The sequence below is a fragment of the Kocuria dechangensis genome (assembly GCF_014636775.1).
Taxonomy (GTDB): Bacteria; Actinomycetota; Actinomycetes; order Actinomycetales; family Micrococcaceae; genus Kocuria; species Kocuria dechangensis.
In genome coordinates this window covers 160,105-178,065 of the sequence record NZ_BMEQ01000004.1, presented here as the reverse complement: position 1 = coordinate 178,065, position 17,961 = coordinate 160,105, and the positions used below count along the sequence as shown (strand labels likewise).

The following is a 17,961-nucleotide window of genomic DNA, read 5'->3' as shown; positions in this document are numbered from 1 at the left end:
GCGCAGACCCGTGGCGCCGCCGCGCACGCCCCGACCCCGAGGATCCCATGACTTCTTCTCCCAGCACCGTCCTGCCCGCAGCCCTCCACGCCGCCGCCGACCCCGCGGCGGAGAGCCTGGGCGGGATCGCCGACTGGGCGGTGAGCATCATGGAGGCCATCGGCGCGCCCGGCGCCGGTCTGCTGGTGGCGCTGGAGAACCTGTTCCCGCCGCTGCCCTCGGAGGTCATCCTCCCGCTCGCCGGGTTCACCGCGAGCCAGGGCAACTTCACGGTGGGCGGGGCGATCTTCTGGACGACCCTGGGCGCCGTGGTGGGCGCGATCGCCCTCTACTGGATCGGCGCCGCGCTCGGCCGCCGGCGGCTGCGCGCCATCGTGGACCGGATGCCGCTCGTGGACCTGCACGACCTCGACCGCACTGAGGAGTGGTTCGCACGGCACGGCAAGGCGACGGTCTTCTTCGGGCGGATGGTGCCGATCTTCCGGTCGCTCATCTCCATCCCGGCCGGCATCGAGCGGATGTCCTTCGGGATGTTCGTGCTGCTCAGCGCGGCGGGCTCCCTCATCTGGAACACGATCTTCGTGCTGGCCGGGTACTACCTGGGGGAGAACTGGCACGTGGCGGAGCAGTACGCCGGGATCTTCTCGAAGGTCGTGGTCGTCGCCGTGGCGGCCTTCCTCGTCTGGTGGGTCGTCAAGCGCGTGCTGCGCAACCGCCGGGGCCTGTCCGACGCCGCGCTCCGCGAGCGCGGCGACTCCTGACCCGCCCGCTCAGAGCCACTTCTTGAGCTTGAACACCGTGTAGAGCGAGACCCCCGTCAGGAGCATCAGCCCCAGCGACATGGGGTAGCCCCAGGTCCAGGACAGCTCGGGCATGCGGTGGAAGTTCATCCCGTAGACCGAGCCGATGATCGAGGGGGCGAAGAGGATCGCCGCCCACGAGGAGATCCGCTTCATCTGCTCGTTCTGCTCGATCGCGGCCTCGTTCTGCCGGGCGGCGAGCAGGGTGGAGTCGAGCATGAGCGCGTTCGTGAGCGACGCCTGGAAGGACTCGATCTTGTTGTCCACGACGATCAGGTGGTCCAGGACGTCGCGCAGGCCGTGCCGCAGCTCGAGGTCGGTGCCGTCCTGGCCGAGCTCCTCGAGGAACTGGTGCAGCTCCATGTGCAGCGGCGCGACCGCCCGGTGGAAGGCGCTGACCTCGCGGGTGAGCTGGTAGATGCGCTGGGACACGAGACCGTCCCTGTCGGCCGTGGCGGAGACCAGGGCGTCGGAGATCTCGTCGATGTCGTTCTCCAGCCCCTCCACCACGGGGAAGTAGTCGTCCACCGTCTGGTCGAGCACCGCGTAGAGCACGGCCTCGGCGCCGGTGCTCAGCAGGCGCGGCTCGGACTCCACCCGCTCCCGGACGCGTCCCACGCGGGCGTGCTCGGAGTGGCGGACGGTGATGACGAAGTGCTCGCCGGTGAAGATGTGGATCTCCCCGAAGTCCACGGTCTCGGTCGCGTCCTGGTAGACGGCCGGGCGCAGCACCGTGAACAGGGTCTGCCCGTAGCGGTCCAGCTTGGGCCGCTGCTCCGCCTGCCGGATGTCCTCCACCGCCAGGGAGTGGAGGTCGAAGTGGCGGGCGACGGAGTCGAGCTCCCGGTCGGAGGGGCGGTGCAGGCCGATCCAGACCAGGACGCGGTGCTCGCCCGGTTCCGCGCACCGGGGGTCCTCCGCGAGCAGCCGGTCGAGCAGGCGGTAGGTCTCCTCGAGCGTGGCGGGGGTCGCGATGCGCTGACCGCCCCGGTAGACGGCGTTGTCGACGATGCTCACGCGGCCCATTATCCCCGGCGGCGCCCGCGGCACGGCGGACGCGCGGACCTTCCTAGAATGGGCCCATGAGTCTTCCCATGGACACCCGGGTGGGTGCCTACGCCGTCATCGTCCAGGACGGGGCGGTGCTGCTCAGCCACTGGAACCCCCGCCACCCCACGCTGCATGGGGCGTGGAGCCTGCCCGGGGGAGGCATGGAGATCGGGGAGCAGCCGGCCGAGACCGCCGTCCGGGAGGTGCTCGAGGAGACCGGTTTCACGGTGGAGCTCGACGAGCTGCTGGGGGTGCACAGCCGCCACATGGAGCCCGGCGAGCGGCTCGACGGGCTCGGCCGGCCCTTCCACGCCCTGCGCGTGGTCTACCGCGCGCACATCACCGGGGGAACGCTCACCGCGGAGACGGACGGCTCCTCCGACGAGGCGCGCTGGTTCCCCCTCGACGCCCTGCCCGGGCTCCCGCTCGTCAGCCTGGTCCCCGTCGCGCTCGAGCTCGCCGGGCACCGCGGCCCCGCCCGGGAACGGCGGTGAGCCGCCCCCGCGCGGCCGCAGCCCTCCTCGCCGCGGCCGCCGCCGTCCTGTCCGGCTGCGGCCCCGCCGACCCGCCGCCGGCGCCCGAGACCTCGGCGCCCACGGCCACCGCCCCGGCCACGCCCTCGGCCGCCGCCGGGCCGGTCCGGATCGCCACGGGCCCCACGGAGCAGACGGCCGTCCTCGCCCACCTCTACGCCGGCCGGCTGCGCGAGGCGGGCTTCGACGCGAGCGTGGTCGACACCGGGACGGACCGGGACGCCTACCTCGGGGCCCTGGAGCGGGGCGAGGTCGAGCTCGTCCCGGACCACTCCGGCAACCTGTACCTGCACCTGCGCGGACTGGAGCCCGTGGGCCCCGCCACCCCGGCGCCCACCGGCACCCCGGCGCCGACCCCCACGCCCGCCCGCGGCGGGCTCGCCGAGGACCTCTCCGAGCTGCTCGGCCTGGGCGGCGAGGGCGCGGACAACGACGACGTCCTCGCGGGCGTGCGCGACGTCCTGCCGGAGGGCCTGCGGATCCTCGAGCCCGCGCCGGCGGAGAACACGGTGGCGGTCGTCGTGACCAGGGCGACCGCCGTCGAGCACTCGCTGGAGGACCTCGCCGACCTCGGCCCGATCTGCGCCGGGATCGCCCTGGGCGCGGACCCCGACTTCGCCGACCGGCCCTACGGCATCGAGGGCCTCGCCGAGGCCTACGAGTGCGTGCCCGAGGACGTGGTGCCCTTCGGCTCCGCCGAGGAGCTGGTCACCGCCCTGCTGGAGGACGAGGTGCAGGCCGCGGCGCTGTTCACCGCGTCCCCCGAGATCGAGGACAACGCCCTCGTGGTCCTCGGCGACCCCCTCAACAACTTCGTCCCGCAGCGGGTCGTGCCCGTGGCCGACGAGGACCTGCCGGAGGCCGCCGCGGACGTCGTCGACGAGGTCTCGGCGGGGATCGGCACCGAGGACCTCGTGCTCATGACCCGGATGACCACCGCGCGCGACCCGTACCGCCCCGAGGAGGCCGCCCGCTACTGGCTGGAGGGCGGCGACGACACCTGAGCGGCGTCGGGGCCGTCCTCCGTCCCGGGGGTAGGGTGGAGCGCATGGCAGTGGTGAAGCAGTCCGAGAAGCTCAAGAACGTCCTCTACGACATCCGCGGCCCGGTGCTGGAGCAGGCGGAGCGCATGGAGGCGGAGGGCCACCGGATCCTCAAGCTCAACATCGGCAACCCTGCCCCCTTCGGGTTCGAGGCGCCGGACGCGATCCTCGTGGACATGATCAAGAACCTGCCCAACGCGCAGGGCTACTCGGACTCCCGGGGCATCTACTCCGCCCGCACCGCGGTGGTGCAGTACTACCAGACGCGCGGGATCATGAACCTCGACACCGACGACGTCTACCTGGGCAACGGCGTCTCCGAGCTGATCACCATGTCCCTCCAGGCCCTGTGCAACCCGGGCGACGAGATCCTCGTGCCGACCCCGGACTACCCGCTGTGGACGGCGTCCGTGGCGCTCGCCGGCGGGACCCCCGTGCACTACCGCTGCGACGAGGAGGACGGCTGGAACCCGGACCTCGAGGACCTCGAGGCGCGGATCACCCCGAACACCCGGGGCATCGTGATCATCAACCCGAACAACCCCACGGGCGCCGTGTACTCCCGCGAGGTGCTGCAGAAGATCGTGGCGCTCGCCGCCGAGCACGAGCTGCTGCTGTTCTCCGACGAGATCTACGAGAAGATCACCTACGACGGCGCGGAGATGATCAACACCGCGTCCCTCACGGGCGAGGACGTCCTGTGCCTGACCTTCTCGGGGCTGTCCAAGGCGTACCGGGTGGCCGGGTACCGCTCCGGGTGGCTCGCCATCACCGGGCCGAACTGGAAGGCCGAGAGCTTCATCGAGGGCATCAAGCTGCTCGCCAACATGCGCATGTGCGCCAACGTGCCGGCCCAGCACGCGATCCAGACCGCGCTCGGCGGGTACCAGTCCATCAACGACCTGATCCTGCCCGGGGGCCGGCTCAAGGCGCAGCGCGACCTCGCGCACCGGCGGCTCAACGAGATCGACGGCGTCACCTGCCAGCAGGCCGACGGCGCCCTCTACCTGTTCCCGAAGCTCGACGTCGAGAAGTTCCACATCGTCGACGACGAGAAGTTCGCGCTGGACCTGCTCAAGGAGCAGAAGATCCTGGTCAGCCACGGCACGGCCTTCAACTGGTCCGAGCCGGACCACTTCCGCCTCGTGACCCTCCCGTCCGTGGAGATGCTCGGCACCGCCCTGGACCGGATCGAGGAGTTCCTCTCCAACTACCGCCAGTGACCGGCCGGCGGCCGGTCCCGCCCCACCAGGAGGTCCGCGCATGACCGTCGGCGAGAAGCTGTCCGGCACCGGGTTCGAGCAGGACGTGCGGCCGCTGCTGCGCGCCCGTCCGGGGCTCTCCCTGGCCGCGGTGGACACCGGGGCCACGCCCGGCTTCGCCGGCACCAAGCGGCTCGGCCTCTCGGTGCGCGCGGCCCGCGACGGCGAGCTGGCCCTGCTGCAGCGGCTCATCTACGCCAACGCCACGACCGGGGCCCGGCACCGGCTGCTGCTGGTGCTCCAGGGCATGGACACCTCCGGCAAGGGCGGGATCCTCCAGCACGTGCTCGGGGGGCTGAACCCCCACGGCGTGCACACCCACGGCTTCGGCCGGCCCACCCCGGAGGAGGCCGCCCAGCACTTCCTGGAGCGGATCCGCCGGCAGCTGCCCCGCCCGGGGGTGATCGGGGCCTTCGACCGCTCCCACTACGAGGACGTCCTGGTGCCCGTGGTCCACGACACGATCGACGACGAGCAGCTGGAGCGGCGCTACGCCGAGATCCGGGAGTTCGAGCGGGAGCTGGCCGAGGACGGGACGCTGATCGTCAAGGTCTTCCTGCACCTGGGCCTGGCGGCCCAGCGGAAGAACCTGCTGGCCCGCCTCGAGGACCCGACCCGGCAGTGGAAGTTCGACCCCTCGGACCTCGAGGCCCGCAGGCAGTGGGACACCTACATGGCCGCGTACGAGCGGGCCATCGACGCGACCGACGCCGACCACGCGCCCTGGTACGTGGTGCCCACCGACAAGAAGTGGTACTCCCGCGCCGTGGTGCAGGACCTGCTGATCTCCGCGCTGGCCGAGCTGCAGCTGGACTGGCCGGCCCCGCCCTACGACGTCCGGCTGATGCGCCGGCGCCTCGCCCGGCTCTGACGCGCCGCGGCTCAGGACTCCTCGGCGGGCTCCCCGCCGTCGGCGTCCGCGCGGCGGGCCCGGGCGGCGTCGAGCCGTTCGCGGGCGCCGTCGAGCCACTGCTCGCACCGGGCGGCCAGCGCCTCGCCGCGCTCCCACAGGGCGAGGGACTCCTCGAGGGACGTGCCCCCGGCCTCGAGCCGGGAGACGACCTGCACGAGCTCCTCGCGGGCCTGCTCGTAGCCCATGCTCGCGATGTCGGACAGGTCGGGTGCTGCGGGGTGGTCGGTGCTCGCCATCGGTGCGGCCTCTCGTTCGGACGTGCTCGGTCGGGTGGTCCCGTGGTGGGTTCCGGGGGTTCTCTGAAGGCGGTGGGGGCGCGGGCTCAGCCCGGCCCGGGGTGCTCGCCGGGCCTGCGGGCGGAGACCGTCTCGGCCCGCACGCCGAGCTCGCCGGCGGCCAGCCGCACGCCGAGCGCGTCCCCGGGCCGCACCGCGGCGGCGTCGGTGACCACGGCCCCGGAGGCGTCCAGGACCACGGCGTAGCCGCGCTGCAGGGTCTCCTGCGGGGACAGGGCGCGGACCCGGGCGCGCAGGTGGCGCACGGCGTCGCGGTCCCGCAGCGTGCGGGAGTCCACGGCGGACAGCGCGCGGGTGCGCAGCCGGTCCACGTCCTCCTCCCGCAGCAGGATCATGTCCTCGGGCTGGGCCAGCGCGGGGCGGGAGCGGACCCCGGCGAGGCCGGCGGCCTCCCGGTCCAGGAACGTCCGCACGGCCCGGTCCAGGGACGCCCGGGCGCGGGCGACCCCCGCCCGCTCCTCGACCACGTCGGGGACGATCCGCTTGCCGGCGTCCGTGGGCGTCGAGGCGCGCAGGTCCGCCACCCAGTCCAGGATCGGCTGGTCGTTCTCGTGGCCGATCGCGCTGACCACGGGGGTGCGGGCCGCGGCGACCGCACGGACGAGCTGCTCGTCGCTGAAGGCCAGGAGGTCCTCGAAGGAGCCGCCGCCGCGGGCGATGACGATGACGTCGACCTCCGCCATCACGTCGAGCTCCCGGAGGGCCTCGGTCACGGCGCGCACGGCGCCGGAGCCCTGCACCGCGACCTCGCGGACCTCGAAGCGCACGGCGGGCCAGCGCAGGGTCGCGTTGCGGATGACGTCCTTCTCCGCGTCCGAGCTGCGCCCGGTGACCAGGCCCACCCGGCGGGGGAGCAGGGGCAGGGGCTGCTTGCGGGAGGCGTCGAAGAGGCCCTCCTCGGCGAGGGCCCGGCGCAGCCGCTCGAGCCGCTCCAGGAGGTCCCCGAGGCCCACGGGCCGGATGCCGTGGCCCAGCATCGACAGCCGGCCCGTCTTCGTCCAGAAGTCCGGCTTGAGCTGGGCGACCACGCGCATGCCCTTCTCGAGCGGGCGGTCCAGGTGGGCGGTCGCCCCGGCGAAGAGGGTCACCGGCACCGAGATCTCGGCGTCGACGTCGCGCAGGGTCACGTAGGTGACGCGGGCGCGCTGGTTGAGCTCGATGATCTGCCCCTCCACCCAGGTGGGGGCGCAGCGGGCGATGTAGGCGTGCAGGTTCTCGGAGAGCAGCCGCAGCGGCCACGGGTTCTCCGGCGTCGTCCGGTCCGCCCGCGGCGGCAGCTCGCGGGCTCCGTCCCCCGGCGCGTCCTGCGGCGGCTCCAGATAGGTCATGCTCCATGCATACCACCCCCGCCGGACAGCCGACCCGGGCCCGGGCCCCCGCGGGCGCGCCGGGGACCCGGCAGGGCTGTGCGGCACGGGAATCCTGCCTACAGTGGTCGCGTGAGCTCCACCGCCACCGCCACCGCCACCGCTCCCGGGCCCGGCTCCCCACGACGGGCCGCCACCGTGCTGCGCACCGGCCTCGGCACGGTCCTCGGCCTCGCCACGGCGTCCCTCGTCGCGGTGCTCGTGCCGCTGCACTGGGCCGGGGAGACGGTGGTCTCCCGCGAGGGCTTCACCCGCGTCGTCGGGACCCTCGCCGACGACCGCGCCTTCCAGGAGGAGCTGGCCCGCACGGCCGTGGACCGGGCCGTCGACTCGTTCGTGGGGGAGCGCTCAACGGGCATCGCCTTCCTGGACCGCCTCGTCGACGAGGCGGCCCGCCGTGCCGGGGACGTCGCGGTGAACCTCTCCGCCGACCCCGCCTACCAGCGCGCCTGGACCCAGGCGCTGGTCCGCACCCACGCGGCGAACGTCCCCGCCGACGGCGCGGTGGAGCGGGCGCCGGCGGACCTCGTGCTCGACCTCACCCCGCTGCTCGGCGCGGTCGACGGCGCCGTGCAGCGCGCCGTGGGGGTGGACACCGGCCTGGCCGGCCGGCAGGGCGTGCTGACCGTCCCGGGGACCGGCACGGGCCGGCTCGTCGACCACGGGACGCGGCTGACCGGCATGGCCGAGCCGCTCACCTGGGCCGCCGGGGCACTGGGGGTGCTCGCGCTCGCCGTGACCCGGCACCGGTTCGCGACCCTCGCCGTCATGGGCCTCGGCTCGCTCGCGGGCCTCGGGGTCGTGTGGGTGGTCGTCGAGCGGGGCGTGCACCGGACCACCGGCGCCCTGGGCTCCGACCCGCTCGTGCAGCTCGTCGTCGACCGCGTCACGCAGCTGCTCCTGGGCGAGCTCGGCGAGCGCATGGTCACGGCCGGGTGGGTGGCCGGCGCCGCGGGCGCCGTCGGCCTCCTGGGGGCCGTCGCGGTGTCGGCCGGCTCACGGCGCCGGAGGCGCGCCACCGCGTAGCATGGAGGCCATGCCGACCACCGTTGCGCTCTCCATGCCCACCGTCCCCCGTCAGCGGCGCTCGCCCGAGGACGTGGCCGCCGCCGCCCCCGTCGACGGCCCCAAGAAGGTCCTGCTCGCCTCCCCGCGCGGGTACTGCGCCGGTGTGGACCGCGCGGTCATCGCGGTGGAGAAGGCGCTCGAGCACTACGGCGCCCCGGTGTACGTGCGCAAGGAGATCGTGCACAACAAGTTCGTGGTCGGCACCCTCGAGGAGCAGGGCGCCGTGTTCGTGGACGAGACCGACGAGGTGCCGGAGGGGTCCCTGCTGATCTTCTCCGCCCACGGCGTCTCCCCGGCCGTCGTGCAGTCCGCCGAGGACCGCAGCCTGCGCACCATCGACGCCACGTGCCCCCTCGTGACCAAGGTGCACCGAGAGGCCGTGCGCTTCGCCAGGAGCGACTACGACATCCTGCTCATCGGCCACGACGGCCACGAGGAGGTGGAGGGCACCTCCGGGGAGGCCCCCGAGCACATCCAGGTCGTCAACAGCCCCGACGAGGTCGACAAGGTGGTCGTCCGGGACCCCGACAAGGTCGTGTGGCTGTCCCAGACCACCCTCAGCGTCGACGAGACCCTGGAGACCGTCGAGCGGCTGCGCGAGCGCTTCCCCTCGCTGCAGGACCCGCCCAGCGACGACATCTGCTACGCGACCTCCAACCGGCAGACCGCGATCAAGAAGGTCGCCCCCGACGCCGACCTCGTGATCGTGGTGGGCTCCGCGAACTCCTCCAACTCCGTGCGGCTCAAGGAGGTCGCCCTCGAGTACGGCGCCCGCCGGGCCGAGCGCGTGGACTTCGCCCACCAGGTGGACGAGTCCTGGTTCGAGGGCGTCGCCACGGTCGGGGTGACCAGCGGCGCGTCCGTGCCGGAGGTGCTCGTCCAGGACGTCCTGCGGCTGCTGGCGGAGTACGGCTACGGCGAGGTCGAGGAGGTCGTCACCGCCGAGGAGGACGTCCTGTTCTCCCTCCCCAAGGAGCTGCGCGCCCGGCTCACCGCCGCCGGGGACACCTCCCACCGGCTCGGCGGCCGCGGGGCCCGGCCCACGCGCTGACCCGGGGGACGACCGGCGGGTAGACTTGTCTCCCGTGGCTCTTACTATCGGAATCGTCGGACTGCCCAACGTCGGCAAGTCCACCCTGTTCAACGCGCTGACCCGCAACACCGTCCTGGCGGCGAACTACCCGTTCGCGACCATCGAACCGAACATCGGCGTGGTCAACCTGCCGGACCCCCGGCTCGACCGGCTCGCCGAGATCTTCGGTTCCGAGCGCATCCTCCCCGCCACCGTCTCCTTCGTGGACATCGCCGGCATCGTGAAGGGCGCCTCCGAGGGGGAGGGCCTGGGCAACCAGTTCCTCGCCAACATCCGCGAGGCGCAGGCCATCGCGCAGGTCGTGCGCGCGTTCGACGACCCGGACGTCATCCACGTGGACGGCAAGATCGACCCCGCCTCCGACATGGAGACCATCAACACCGAGCTGATCCTCGCCGACCTGCAGACCCTCGAGAACGCGATCCCGCGGCTCGAGAAGCAGGTCAAGATCAAGAAGGCCGACCCCGCCAAGCTCGCCGCCATGCAGCAGGCGCAGGCGGTGCTCGAGCGGGGGGACACGGTCTTCGGGGTCGCGGAGAAGGAGAAGCTCGACGTCGAGCAGCTGCGCGACCTGAGCCTGCTCACCGCCAAGCCCTTCATCTACGTCTTCAACGCCGACGACGGGGTGCTGGCCGACCCCGCCAGGCAGCAGGAGCTCCGGGACCTGGTGGCCCCCGCCGACGCCGTCTTCCTGGACGCCAAGCTCGAGTCCGAGCTCGTGGAGCTCGACGAGGAGGAGGCCCGCGAGATGCTGGAGATGTCCGGCCAGGACGAGGCCGGCCTCGACAAGCTCGCCCGCGTCGGCTTCCACACCCTCGGGCTGCAGACCTACCTCACCGCCGGCCCCAAGGAGTCCCGCGCCTGGACCATCCCCGTGGGCGCCACCGCCCCGCAGGCCGCCGGCGTCATCCACACCGACTTCGAGCGCGGGTTCATCAAGGCCGAGATCGTCTCCTTCGAGGACCTGGACGCCGCCGGGTCCATGGCCGAGGCCAAGGCCGCCGGCAAGGTCCGGATGGAGGGCAAGGACTACGTCATGCGCGACGGCGACGTGGTGGAGTTCCGCTTCAACGTCTAGTCCTGCATATATACCCTAGTCAGACGGCATGTTGTCGCTCAAGGTCCGCATGGAGTCCGCAGGAATACCGAACGCGGAGTCGATGAGGCCCTGAGCAGCGGCCCTTGTCCTGTCTTCGGCCGTGGGCCAGAGGTGGCTGTACGTGTTGAGCGTGACAGTGGGTTTCTTGTGGCCCAAGGCCCTCTGCACGGTCACGACGTCGCAGCCGGCAGCGATGAGCCCGGAGGCGTAGAAGTGCCGGAGGTCGTGGAGAACGAACCCGGTCACGCCCGCAGTCGCGGTGGTCTTCCGCCACCAGTGCCCGACCGTGTTTTGGTGTGGTGGGTTGCCTCTCGAGCCGATGAACAACCAACCGTCGCCGTAGACGCCACTGCCGATATGCTCTTCCAACATCGTGGTGAGACTGTCCGGTGCGTACACGGTGCGTTGCGACCCGTACTTCGGTTCGCGGACTTCGACACCGCCCGGTGCCCGTTGGACTTGCCGCTCTATCCGGATCGTGCGGCCCTCGATGTCGATGTCCTCGGCGCGCAGACCCGCAGCTTCCCCGAGCCGTAGACCAGCGAACGCGCAGACCGCCCAGAACGTCCGTGTGTGATCCTCGGACGCGCCCAGGATCATCCCGACCTGCTCGGGTGTGGGAATCCTTAGCTTGTGCTCTGTGGAGCCGGTGGAGGGCAACCTCACGCCTCGCATGAAGTCTTCGGGAAGCCTCTTGTCGTGGACTGCGCCACGGATGACGGTGTGGACGTTGTTGAAGCGGGTTCGGATGGTACCGGGCGCGAGTCGGGTGGACATGTCCTTCACCCAGTGTTCGGCGTGACCCCTGCTGAGCTTCCCGAACGGGGTGCCGGCGAAGGTGCAGTCGCGGACTGCTAAGCGCATGGCGCGTTCGGTTCCGGCTTCCCAGAGCTGACGCGCAGCGTACTCCTCGAAATAGTCCGTCAACGTGGTGCGCCCGTGCCCGGGATCGACGTAGCGGCCAGTGCGGACCGAAGTGGTCACCTCATCGAGCCAGTGTTGAGCGTCGATCTTCCGGGGAAAATGCCGGGCGTGCTCTTTACCCTCGTGGTCCCTGTACCGGGCCCTCCAGGAGCCATTAGGGCGTTTCTTGATGGATGCCATCAGTCGTCGACACCCATGGCAGGCAGATTTTCACCGCTGGGGATAGGAAGTTGCGCCTTGATGATGTCGAAAAGCATTGCCCTAAGGCGTTTCGTTTGCTCTATATCGCCGCTCAAAAGCACGTGGCCCGCGCCGGGTGGTGACATTTCCTCGCGCGCACGGGTTGCGACCCATCCGGGATAATCCGCGGCTGAGGCTGGCGGTTCCTGGTCGCTGGACGCCAGGCTGGCGAGCAACTCAGGGTCCGTGGCCAGCATATCTTCGATATCACCGGCAGTAGTAGCCACCCTGAAAACAGAACTGTGAAATTCCTTCAAATATCTGCTCAGCTCGTTGCGGATTGTGTTTAGTTCGGCCCGGGCGCTTTGGCCGTGGATGAGGTAGTCAAGTGGCACATCTAGAGCTTCAGCCAAGGCAACGGCCTCAAATAACTTAACCGTCCTCGTGCCCTTCTCAATACGGGAGATACCGGAGGCGTCCACCGATGCACCGAGTGCAGTTACACGTCTAGCCAGGTCCCGTTGACTCACCTCTTGAGCCTCACGGTAGTGGCGAACTCGTCCGCCGAACTGGGTGTCAAACATCTTCTCTGAGGGCTCTTCGTGTTGCATGTCTGCAAGGGTATTGCAGAAACCGCAATCCATGCTAGTCTGTTGCAGGACAGCACGGGGTGTGCGGATCTGCAACGGAAGGAGGCGCAACAGATGGACAAGTTCATGACGGTTGAGGAAGTCGCGGAAGCTCTGCGCAAGACGCCGGGCGCGCTGCGATACCAGATCCATGCGGGGACGGCCCCGCCGTCGGCGCGGATCATGGGCCGGCGACTCTTCAAGGAGTCAGACGTCATCGCCTGGATCGAACGACAATTCGTAGCCGAAGACCACAAAGCCATGGCTTAGCACCACAGAAGTCCCGGGTATCCCCGGGCGGAGAGCAGAGCAAATGCTCACAAGTCACGGCACAAGACTGCCTAGACATGAATTAGCCGCCATCGTCTTCCAGCAGTACAAGGAAGACGGTGAACCAATATCCAAGTCCAAAGCGGGGCGCATCGCGGACAAGATCATCCGCGGAACCTTCAACCCTGACCCGCGACTAGCAAGCGCAATTGAGTACCAAGATCCAACGGGCAATACAGCAGCCGCCAACGTGGATCGAGAAAGACAACGGCCCCAGTGCATCGCCGCCAAGCTCACGCACCAGGGCCTCTCTAGTCCCCCAGGAGGGAACCGAAATGTCTACTGACAACACTACCGGAACCACGCAGGACGTCAACACGCTTTCCCGGTGCCACCGATGTGGCAAGAAGTACCGAGGTCGAGGCGAGTGGAACGTGGAGATGCGACGGGGCGTCCCCCAATGGATTCTCTGCCCCGACTGCCAGAGCCCGGAAGAGAACGCCGAAGCCGCCATCAATGAGGCGATGCTCCACTACGGCCGCGATTCGTTTGGCCGGTGCCTCGCTATGCCGAAGGGCATCTCCCTGTGAGCGGCGTCTTCTACCCGGACGAGGACCACCTGTTCCCCTACGTCCTCGACTTCCGGGCCGAACACATCAAAGCAATGGACCACAACGACGTCCGACACTTCATGGCCGCGCCCATCCCCCGGGACGCCCGCCACCTGTACCGCCAGGAGAGAAAGTGACCCACTGGACCGAGGAGGAAGACTTCGACCCCGCGAACCCCTACGGCGTGGACCTCGGGAGTGCCCCCGCACTCCGGGTCGTACCCACTGGAGACCGTCTATACCACCCCCACCACCATGATGGGGAAGGTGGTAAAGACGGCGAAGACGGCGAAGACGCCACGGAGAAGCGCACCTCCTTGAAGCTTCGCCGCCTCACCGACATGCGAACCCCACCACCCACGCGGTGGATCGGCACGGGCTTCTTGCCGCGATCCGAGATCACCGTCCTCGTGGGTGACGAGGGGATCGGTAAGTCTCTGGCCTGGGTGGCGGTCGCCGCAGCAATCACAACGGGGAAAGCTTTCAAGCCGTTCAACATCCCCGCTCGTGACCCTGCGGACGTGGTGCTCGTGATCACCGAGGACAGCTTGGGGGAGGTGCAGGCCCGTCTACAGGTTGCCGGCGCTGACCTGTCCCGGGTGCTCGTGTACTCCCACGACGACGACGGCACGGGTTCTCCCACGTTCGGGAACAACGCCCGCGATGGTGCGTTCCTCGCTCTACGCGGCTACCTGGAAGCCGAGGACGTGCAACCTGCGCTGCTGGTCGTGGACGCATGGCTGGACACCGTGCAAGGGAACCTCAACGTCCGTGACACTCAGCAGGCGCGGCAGGCTCTTCACCCGTGGAAGGTGGTGGCGGCTGGGCATGACCTCGCGGTGGTCCTGTTGACCCACACCAACCGGATCGACACGGGGGATACCCGGGCGAAGATGGGCGCGACTGCGGCACTGCGGCAAAAAGCACGCATGGTCTTGTTCGCCACGAAACCGCCCACTGAGGATGATGACCTCCGTCGACGTCTGGTGATCGGACCGGAGAAGTCGAACGTGACGGGTTTGGCCAACGCGATCAGCTTCGACGTGGACGTGGTGCAGGTTCGCCCGCCGTCCGACGACGACCCTGGCACCACCGCCCGGCTCGCGAACCCCGAGGACATGGGTGCGCCGGTTGGTGACCTGTTCGGGAAATGGCATCAGGAAACACGGGATATACGGAACGGTGACGGCGACAAGCTCGAGCCCGCCCGCATGGTCCTCCGCGCCTACATGCAGGGTCGTGAGTCGGCTAACCCGTCCGATGTGAAGAAGCACCTCAAGGAGCGCGGCGTCAGTCGACGCAACACCGAGACCGTGATGAAGGAGCTGGGGAAGTCGACGAACGTCGGCCCGGATTGGTCTTACCGGCTCAACCCCTCGGATGACTGAGCAACCGTCTTTACCGTCTTCGCCGTCTTTACCGTTTCCACCGGGATGGGGGAGTGGTGGTGAAGACGTATTAGTGAGGCCCGCAGCCGTAATGGTTCGCGGGCCTCACCTGTACCCGGAAGGAACAGACATGGAACAAACAATCACCGAGGCCCCCGACGATCCCCGAGTGGCGCAAAGGCTAAAGACAGCCAAGAGCAAGGCCGAGCTTCAAGAACTCGTTCGGAGCCTCGACCGTAGGAACATGCGGCTCCAGAAAATCCGCGACGACCTCGCCGTGCAGCTCGCACAGGCCCGGCTCAACAAAGGCACACGATGAAGAGGAACACCGCATGACCACGAAGCACCCCGTCCCCACGATCGACGCACACGAAGTACGCGCCGAACTCGCAGCCCTTGGCGCACGCCTGGACGCCATTGAAGACACCGTGACGCATTCGGCATGGCGGCTCGACCACCTGATCGACCTGCTGACCGCATCGAAGGGGAAGTAACCGCCTTGGACCGATACGAATATCGCAAGACGTATTTCAGGCAGACAGCAGTCGGGTGGGTATTCGTCCCATCAGCGCCAGGCCCCGGATCACCCGGCATCAGATTCACGACCCCGGGCCACGCCGGTGGTTGGTTGCCTCTCGGGGAAGTTGACGACTTCTGCGAAGCGCTTAGAGCAGCCGCACGCGCCTCGTCCGCCCAGTACGCAAACCGCGCCGAAAGGTGGGCCGCATGAAACCCGTACTCGTCGGACCAGTGATTAGCACCGCCGCATTCGTCCTCGCAATCATCACCAAACTGGCCGCATAAGGAAACCCGTGGATATCACAGTCAATCTCTATAACTGGAACCGCGGGAAAGGACCCGACAAGGAAATCCCCGGCGTAATGGTCCGCCGCACCGACGACAGAACCTTCATGTTCCTCCCGATGGATCGACTAATCCATATCGCGGACCAGCTCGTCGATAGCTATGAGCAGCACGACCACGAAAGGAACTGAATTGTTTACCACAGCCCCCAATCACTACGAATCCAATCTTGAGCACGACCGGACGATCACCGCGTCACCCGCGCTCATCACAACCCCCGACAGGGAACACGAACCCGGGGTGGCCGTCTTCACGCGCCGCCGAGTCGTCGCCGTCATCTCCCCCGAGTCCGCTAAGGGGCTCGCTCTTGAACTGGCAGACGCTATCGACGCTCACGACCGGCGCACCAAGGTTCGCAGGGATACCGCGGTGAACGCAGCCTTCGCGGACTTGGCCGACAGATGATCCCCTGCACGCGTCCCGTATGGGCCGTATTCGCAGATGGAACCCGCGTTCCTGTGATTGCTTTCAATGCACAGGGGAAGGCGCTCATCGTCAACAGTGACGGAGACCTTGCAGTAGCCGCGAAGGCACCGCGATTTGATCGCATCACAACCAGGGAAGAGAGCTAACAAATGAACATTTCCGCCATGACCGCACCAGAGCTTGAAAAGCACCTCAAAGACATTACGGCCGAGCAGGCGCGCCGGCGTGACCCCGCAGCAAACGCAATCCCCGACGAAGACCGAAACGAATACCTAGCGGCAATGTCGAATGGTGCGTTGCAGGTGGACACAGATTATATCCGCCAGGAACTCTTCCGCCACGACGCAGACACACGCCGCAGTCGCGCCTACTTCAACTGAACACCGAACCGAAAGCAACAGGAGACACACCATGACGAACATGACCCGCACCGTCCGTACCGGCACCGTCGCTAACGTCCTCGAGACCGCAATCCCCGAGTGGGTGACCATGCGAGACACCGCCGTCCGACTCCGTAAGGAAGTCCAGCGCCGGCAGGTCGACCGCCCCACCATCATGGACACCAGCAAAAGCGTGTCCGATGCCCTCCTCGCAGCCGACGGGCCCGCCGATATGCAGGCCGTCCTCGACGCCGCGCGCCTCGAGAAGCACCGCCTCGATGCAGGGCAGCAGGACCTCGACGCCATCGCACACGCCATGGGCCGAGCCGAGCACCAGCTCCGCACCATCGAAGAGGACTCGACGGACGCCGTAGTCACCGAGATTCGGGGACGGGTGGACAAGATCGCATCCCGCGTTTACGGGCTCCGCCACCGCCCCCTGTCTGCGCAGGAAGCTATCGAACTGGGCGCGATCGATGAGTGGAAGGTATTGCAGGAGCTCGCCGGAGAGTGGCAGCAGCTCGCCGCCGCCTACCAGACCCTAACCAGGCACACCGTCTCCGGGCTCGACGTGTCGATCCTCGCCGCCGCGGCATTCTGTGATGATCCCTTGGCGAATCACCCCTACATGATCGGCCGACGACGGGCAGCCGCCAAGGCCAACGTCCGCCCTCAGGCAAGGAGCTTCCACGAGGTTCAGCACGCCTGGGCCAGCAACGCCCCCTCGACGCAGTTCCCCACCGACCAGCCCCGGGGTGGAGCCCTCCCGATGGGCGCAGATCCGGTGCACTGGATCACGTATCTGGCAGACAAGCACGCACTCGTCGTCCACGACCCGCACGAGGGCATCGCACTGTGGAAGGCAGCGGAAGCCGCTACCGACGACCTCACCGCGCACTCCGCTGAGTCCCGCGCCGTGGCCCGAGTGCAGTACGCAAAGTTGGTGGGGGATGACCAGCTCGAGACCGTGGCCGACCTGCGCCCCCTCATCGAGCAGGGCAAGCGCCGGCCGGCACGGGGCTCCTTCTTCGGCTAACCCCCGGGTGCTCTGACAACAGCACCCCCACCGCATGACCAGCAGGGGCCCCAACAACCACACGTTGCCGGGGCCCCTGCCATGCCCCCGAGACCACCACGCGCCCGTCAGCAGCACAGCACCACCACACGGGCACAGGGCACCACTGAGCCCGGAGAAGCGCACACACGGGCGCACACAACATCAGCAACAGGAAGGAGGGATATGGAAAGAAACCATCGACGCGTGCAAGACAGGATCAAAGCACTGAAACGCCAATGGGAGAGGGAAGGGCGAACCTGCACATACTGCGGGACTGAACTCTTATGGGGGACATCAGGTCTGGAGAAATCACTGGAAGCTGACCACGTTATACCTGTCAGCTTAGGCGGTCACGTCCTTGGGGAAATGATCCCGAGTTGCAGACTGCACAATCAACGGCGGCAGAACAAGACAGTCCAAGAGTTTATGCAATTATTCGAAGACGAACGATCAAGTAAACGCTTTAAAAGCATCAAGGGTAAAGGCACCAACGTGCCTAAAAATATCCCCGAAGTGAAGCGCCCGCTTCTCTGGTAGCCGGCAACACCACACAGCACCAGGACGCGCAGCACACACAACAAAGCCATCGGAGCATCAGACTTTTTACCGACACGCTGGCCAAGCCAGCGTATCACAGGCCACCAACAACACGACACGCCGCTGACAAGGATAAACGCAACGGGTACCCGGTTACCCCTTCCCGGACCCC

24 protein-coding genes are annotated in these 17,961 nt (G+C 68.4%); 19 read left to right on the top strand and 5 right to left on the bottom strand.

From position 1 onward, the window contains the following. Positions 1-47 precede the first annotated feature (47 nt). Positions 48-761, top strand: coding sequence for a DedA family protein (locus tag IEW07_RS05870; RefSeq protein WP_188535212.1), 714 nt, complete (start codon positions 48-50; stop codon positions 759-761). A gap of 9 nt (positions 762-770) precedes the next feature. On the opposite strand, the gene IEW07_RS05865 is transcribed toward IEW07_RS05870, so the two are convergent. Next, positions 771-1,817, bottom strand: a complete 1,047-nt coding sequence (locus IEW07_RS05865) for a magnesium and cobalt transport protein CorA (protein WP_188535210.1) — start codon at positions 1,815-1,817, stop codon at positions 771-773. A 65-nt stretch (positions 1,818-1,882) separates the two neighbouring features. Between IEW07_RS05865 and IEW07_RS05860 the strand changes: the two genes are divergently transcribed. From IEW07_RS05860 to IEW07_RS05845, 4 genes are read left to right on the top strand one after another with little or no spacing between them, the layout of a single operon-like run. Beyond that, positions 1,883-2,344, top strand: a complete 462-nt coding sequence (locus IEW07_RS05860) for an NUDIX hydrolase (RefSeq protein ID WP_229741602.1) — start codon at positions 1,883-1,885, stop codon at positions 2,342-2,344. Beyond that, on the top strand, positions 2,341-3,387 hold the full coding sequence (locus tag IEW07_RS05855; protein WP_188535208.1) for a glycine betaine ABC transporter substrate-binding protein: 1,047 nt from the start codon (positions 2,341-2,343) through the stop codon (positions 3,385-3,387). The genes IEW07_RS05860 and IEW07_RS05855 overlap by 4 nt, the downstream gene beginning before the upstream one ends. Before the next feature lie 44 nt (positions 3,388-3,431). Beyond that, positions 3,432-4,649, top strand: a complete 1,218-nt coding sequence (locus tag IEW07_RS05850) for a pyridoxal phosphate-dependent aminotransferase (RefSeq protein WP_188535206.1) — start codon at positions 3,432-3,434, stop codon at positions 4,647-4,649. Positions 4,650-4,689: 40 nt separating this feature from the next. Beyond that, positions 4,690-5,559 carry a PPK2 family polyphosphate kinase gene (locus IEW07_RS05845; RefSeq protein ID WP_188535204.1) on the top strand — a complete coding sequence of 290 codons (870 nt, stop codon included), beginning with the start codon at positions 4,690-4,692 and terminating at the stop codon, positions 5,557-5,559. An 11-nt stretch (positions 5,560-5,570) separates the two neighbouring features. Here the strand turns inward: IEW07_RS05845 and IEW07_RS05840 are convergent, their stop codons facing one another. Then, positions 5,571-5,837, bottom strand: coding sequence for an exodeoxyribonuclease VII small subunit (locus IEW07_RS05840; protein WP_188535202.1), 267 nt, complete (start codon positions 5,835-5,837; stop codon positions 5,571-5,573). An 86-nt stretch (positions 5,838-5,923) separates the two neighbouring features. Next, positions 5,924-7,225, bottom strand: a complete 1,302-nt coding sequence (xseA, locus tag IEW07_RS05835; protein ID WP_188535200.1) for an exodeoxyribonuclease VII large subunit — start codon at positions 7,223-7,225, stop codon at positions 5,924-5,926. Between the two features lie 111 nt (positions 7,226-7,336). On the opposite strand from xseA, the gene IEW07_RS05830 reads away from it, so the two are divergent. The 3 genes from IEW07_RS05830 to ychF are packed head-to-tail and all read left to right on the top strand — an operon-like array spanning position 7,337 to position 10,503. Then, entirely contained in the window at positions 7,337-8,290 is a 954-nt protein-coding gene (locus IEW07_RS05830; RefSeq protein WP_188535198.1) for a hypothetical protein, read from the top strand. Positions 8,291-8,300: 10 nt separating this feature from the next. Beyond that, complete coding sequence (locus IEW07_RS05825) at positions 8,301-9,383, top strand: 4-hydroxy-3-methylbut-2-enyl diphosphate reductase (RefSeq protein ID WP_188535196.1); 1,083 nt, start codon at positions 8,301-8,303, stop codon at positions 9,381-9,383. A gap of 34 nt (positions 9,384-9,417) precedes the next feature. After that, positions 9,418-10,503: a redox-regulated ATPase YchF gene (gene ychF / locus IEW07_RS05820; RefSeq protein WP_188535195.1), complete on the top strand. Its 1,086-nt coding sequence runs from the start codon at positions 9,418-9,420 to the stop codon at positions 10,501-10,503. A gap of 15 nt (positions 10,504-10,518) precedes the next feature. Here the strand turns inward: ychF and IEW07_RS05815 are convergent, their stop codons facing one another. Both IEW07_RS05815 and IEW07_RS05810 read right to left on the bottom strand, forming a co-directional pair. Then, positions 10,519-11,628 (bottom strand): tyrosine-type recombinase/integrase, encoded by a 1,110-nt coding sequence (locus tag IEW07_RS05815; protein WP_188535193.1) that lies wholly within the window; start codon positions 11,626-11,628, stop codon positions 10,519-10,521. Then, positions 11,628-12,239: a helix-turn-helix domain-containing protein gene (locus tag IEW07_RS05810; protein WP_188535191.1), complete on the bottom strand. Its 612-nt coding sequence runs from the start codon at positions 12,237-12,239 to the stop codon at positions 11,628-11,630. The genes IEW07_RS05815 and IEW07_RS05810 overlap by 1 nt, the downstream gene beginning before the upstream one ends. A gap of 93 nt (positions 12,240-12,332) precedes the next feature. Here IEW07_RS05810 and IEW07_RS05805 point away from each other — a divergent pair, with 93 nt between their 5' ends. The 11 genes from IEW07_RS05805 to IEW07_RS05755 all read left to right on the top strand — a co-directional run bounded on the left by IEW07_RS05805 (position 12,333) and on the right by IEW07_RS05755 (position 17,789). After that, positions 12,333-12,527: a helix-turn-helix domain-containing protein gene (locus IEW07_RS05805; RefSeq protein WP_188535189.1), complete on the top strand. Its 195-nt coding sequence runs from the start codon at positions 12,333-12,335 to the stop codon at positions 12,525-12,527. 335 nt (positions 12,528-12,862) lie between these two features. Beyond that, positions 12,863-13,117, top strand: a complete 255-nt coding sequence (locus IEW07_RS05800; protein WP_188535187.1) for a hypothetical protein — start codon at positions 12,863-12,865, stop codon at positions 13,115-13,117. Beyond that, positions 13,114-13,275 carry a hypothetical protein gene (locus IEW07_RS05795; protein WP_188535185.1) on the top strand — a complete coding sequence of 54 codons (162 nt, stop codon included), beginning with the start codon at positions 13,114-13,116 and terminating at the stop codon, positions 13,273-13,275. The genes IEW07_RS05800 and IEW07_RS05795 overlap by 4 nt, the downstream gene beginning before the upstream one ends. Continuing rightward, on the top strand, positions 13,272-14,525 hold the full coding sequence (locus tag IEW07_RS05790; protein WP_188535183.1) for an AAA family ATPase: 1,254 nt from the start codon (positions 13,272-13,274) through the stop codon (positions 14,523-14,525). Before IEW07_RS05795 ends, IEW07_RS05790 begins: the two co-directional genes overlap by 4 nt. Before the next feature lie 130 nt (positions 14,526-14,655). After that, positions 14,656-14,844: a hypothetical protein gene (locus IEW07_RS05785; RefSeq protein WP_188535181.1), complete on the top strand. Its 189-nt coding sequence runs from the start codon at positions 14,656-14,658 to the stop codon at positions 14,842-14,844. A gap of 13 nt (positions 14,845-14,857) precedes the next feature. Beyond that, the gene (locus IEW07_RS05780) at positions 14,858-15,019 is read left to right on the top strand and encodes a hypothetical protein (protein ID WP_188535179.1); all 162 of its coding nucleotides are present in this window, start codon (positions 14,858-14,860) and stop codon (positions 15,017-15,019) included. Between the two features lie 318 nt (positions 15,020-15,337). Then, a complete protein-coding gene (locus tag IEW07_RS05775; RefSeq protein WP_188535177.1) occupies positions 15,338-15,520 on the top strand; it encodes a hypothetical protein in 183 nt (60 codons plus the stop codon). A 1-nt stretch (position 15,521) separates the two neighbouring features. After that, complete coding sequence (locus IEW07_RS05770) at positions 15,522-15,794, top strand: hypothetical protein (protein WP_188535175.1); 273 nt, start codon at positions 15,522-15,524, stop codon at positions 15,792-15,794. 185 nt (positions 15,795-15,979) lie between these two features. Next, complete coding sequence (locus IEW07_RS05765) at positions 15,980-16,195, top strand: hypothetical protein (RefSeq protein ID WP_188535173.1); 216 nt, start codon at positions 15,980-15,982, stop codon at positions 16,193-16,195. A gap of 31 nt (positions 16,196-16,226) precedes the next feature. Continuing rightward, a complete protein-coding gene (locus IEW07_RS05760; protein WP_188535171.1) occupies positions 16,227-17,231 on the top strand; it encodes a hypothetical protein in 1,005 nt (334 codons plus the stop codon). 225 nt (positions 17,232-17,456) lie between these two features. Beyond that, on the top strand, positions 17,457-17,789 hold the full coding sequence (locus tag IEW07_RS05755) for an HNH endonuclease (protein ID WP_188535170.1): 333 nt from the start codon (positions 17,457-17,459) through the stop codon (positions 17,787-17,789). Positions 17,790-17,961: the final 172 nt, after the last annotated feature.

Bases quoted from the DNA above. Each gene is read 5' to 3' on its own strand.
- IEW07_RS05760 (WP_188535171.1), top strand. From the start codon at position 16,227: ATGACGAACATGACCCGCACCGTCCGTACCGGCACCGTCGCTAACGTC.
- IEW07_RS05810 (WP_188535191.1), bottom strand. From the start codon at position 12,239: ATGCAACACGAAGAGCCCTCAGAGAAGATGTTTGACACCCAGTTCGGC.
- IEW07_RS05870 (WP_188535212.1), top strand. From the start codon at position 48: ATGACTTCTTCTCCCAGCACCGTCCTGCCCGCAGCCCTCCACGCCGCC.
- IEW07_RS05850 (WP_188535206.1), top strand. From the start codon at position 3,432: ATGGCAGTGGTGAAGCAGTCCGAGAAGCTCAAGAACGTCCTCTACGAC.
- xseA (WP_188535200.1), bottom strand. From the start codon at position 7,225: ATGACCTATCTGGAGCCGCCGCAGGACGCGCCGGGGGACGGAGCCCGC.
- IEW07_RS05785 (WP_188535181.1), top strand. From the start codon at position 14,656: ATGGAACAAACAATCACCGAGGCCCCCGACGATCCCCGAGTGGCGCAA.
- IEW07_RS05825 (WP_188535196.1), top strand. From the start codon at position 8,301: ATGCCGACCACCGTTGCGCTCTCCATGCCCACCGTCCCCCGTCAGCGG.
- IEW07_RS05805 (WP_188535189.1), top strand. From the start codon at position 12,333: ATGGACAAGTTCATGACGGTTGAGGAAGTCGCGGAAGCTCTGCGCAAG.
- IEW07_RS05800 (WP_188535187.1), top strand. From the start codon at position 12,863: ATGTCTACTGACAACACTACCGGAACCACGCAGGACGTCAACACGCTT.
- IEW07_RS05860 (WP_229741602.1), top strand. From the start codon at position 1,883: ATGAGTCTTCCCATGGACACCCGGGTGGGTGCCTACGCCGTCATCGTC.
- IEW07_RS05840 (WP_188535202.1), bottom strand. From the start codon at position 5,837: ATGGCGAGCACCGACCACCCCGCAGCACCCGACCTGTCCGACATCGCG.
- IEW07_RS05815 (WP_188535193.1), bottom strand. From the start codon at position 11,628: ATGGCATCCATCAAGAAACGCCCTAATGGCTCCTGGAGGGCCCGGTAC.
- IEW07_RS05765 (WP_188535173.1), top strand. From the start codon at position 15,980: ATGACCGCACCAGAGCTTGAAAAGCACCTCAAAGACATTACGGCCGAG.
- IEW07_RS05780 (WP_188535179.1), top strand. From the start codon at position 14,858: ATGACCACGAAGCACCCCGTCCCCACGATCGACGCACACGAAGTACGC.
- IEW07_RS05845 (WP_188535204.1), top strand. From the start codon at position 4,690: ATGACCGTCGGCGAGAAGCTGTCCGGCACCGGGTTCGAGCAGGACGTG.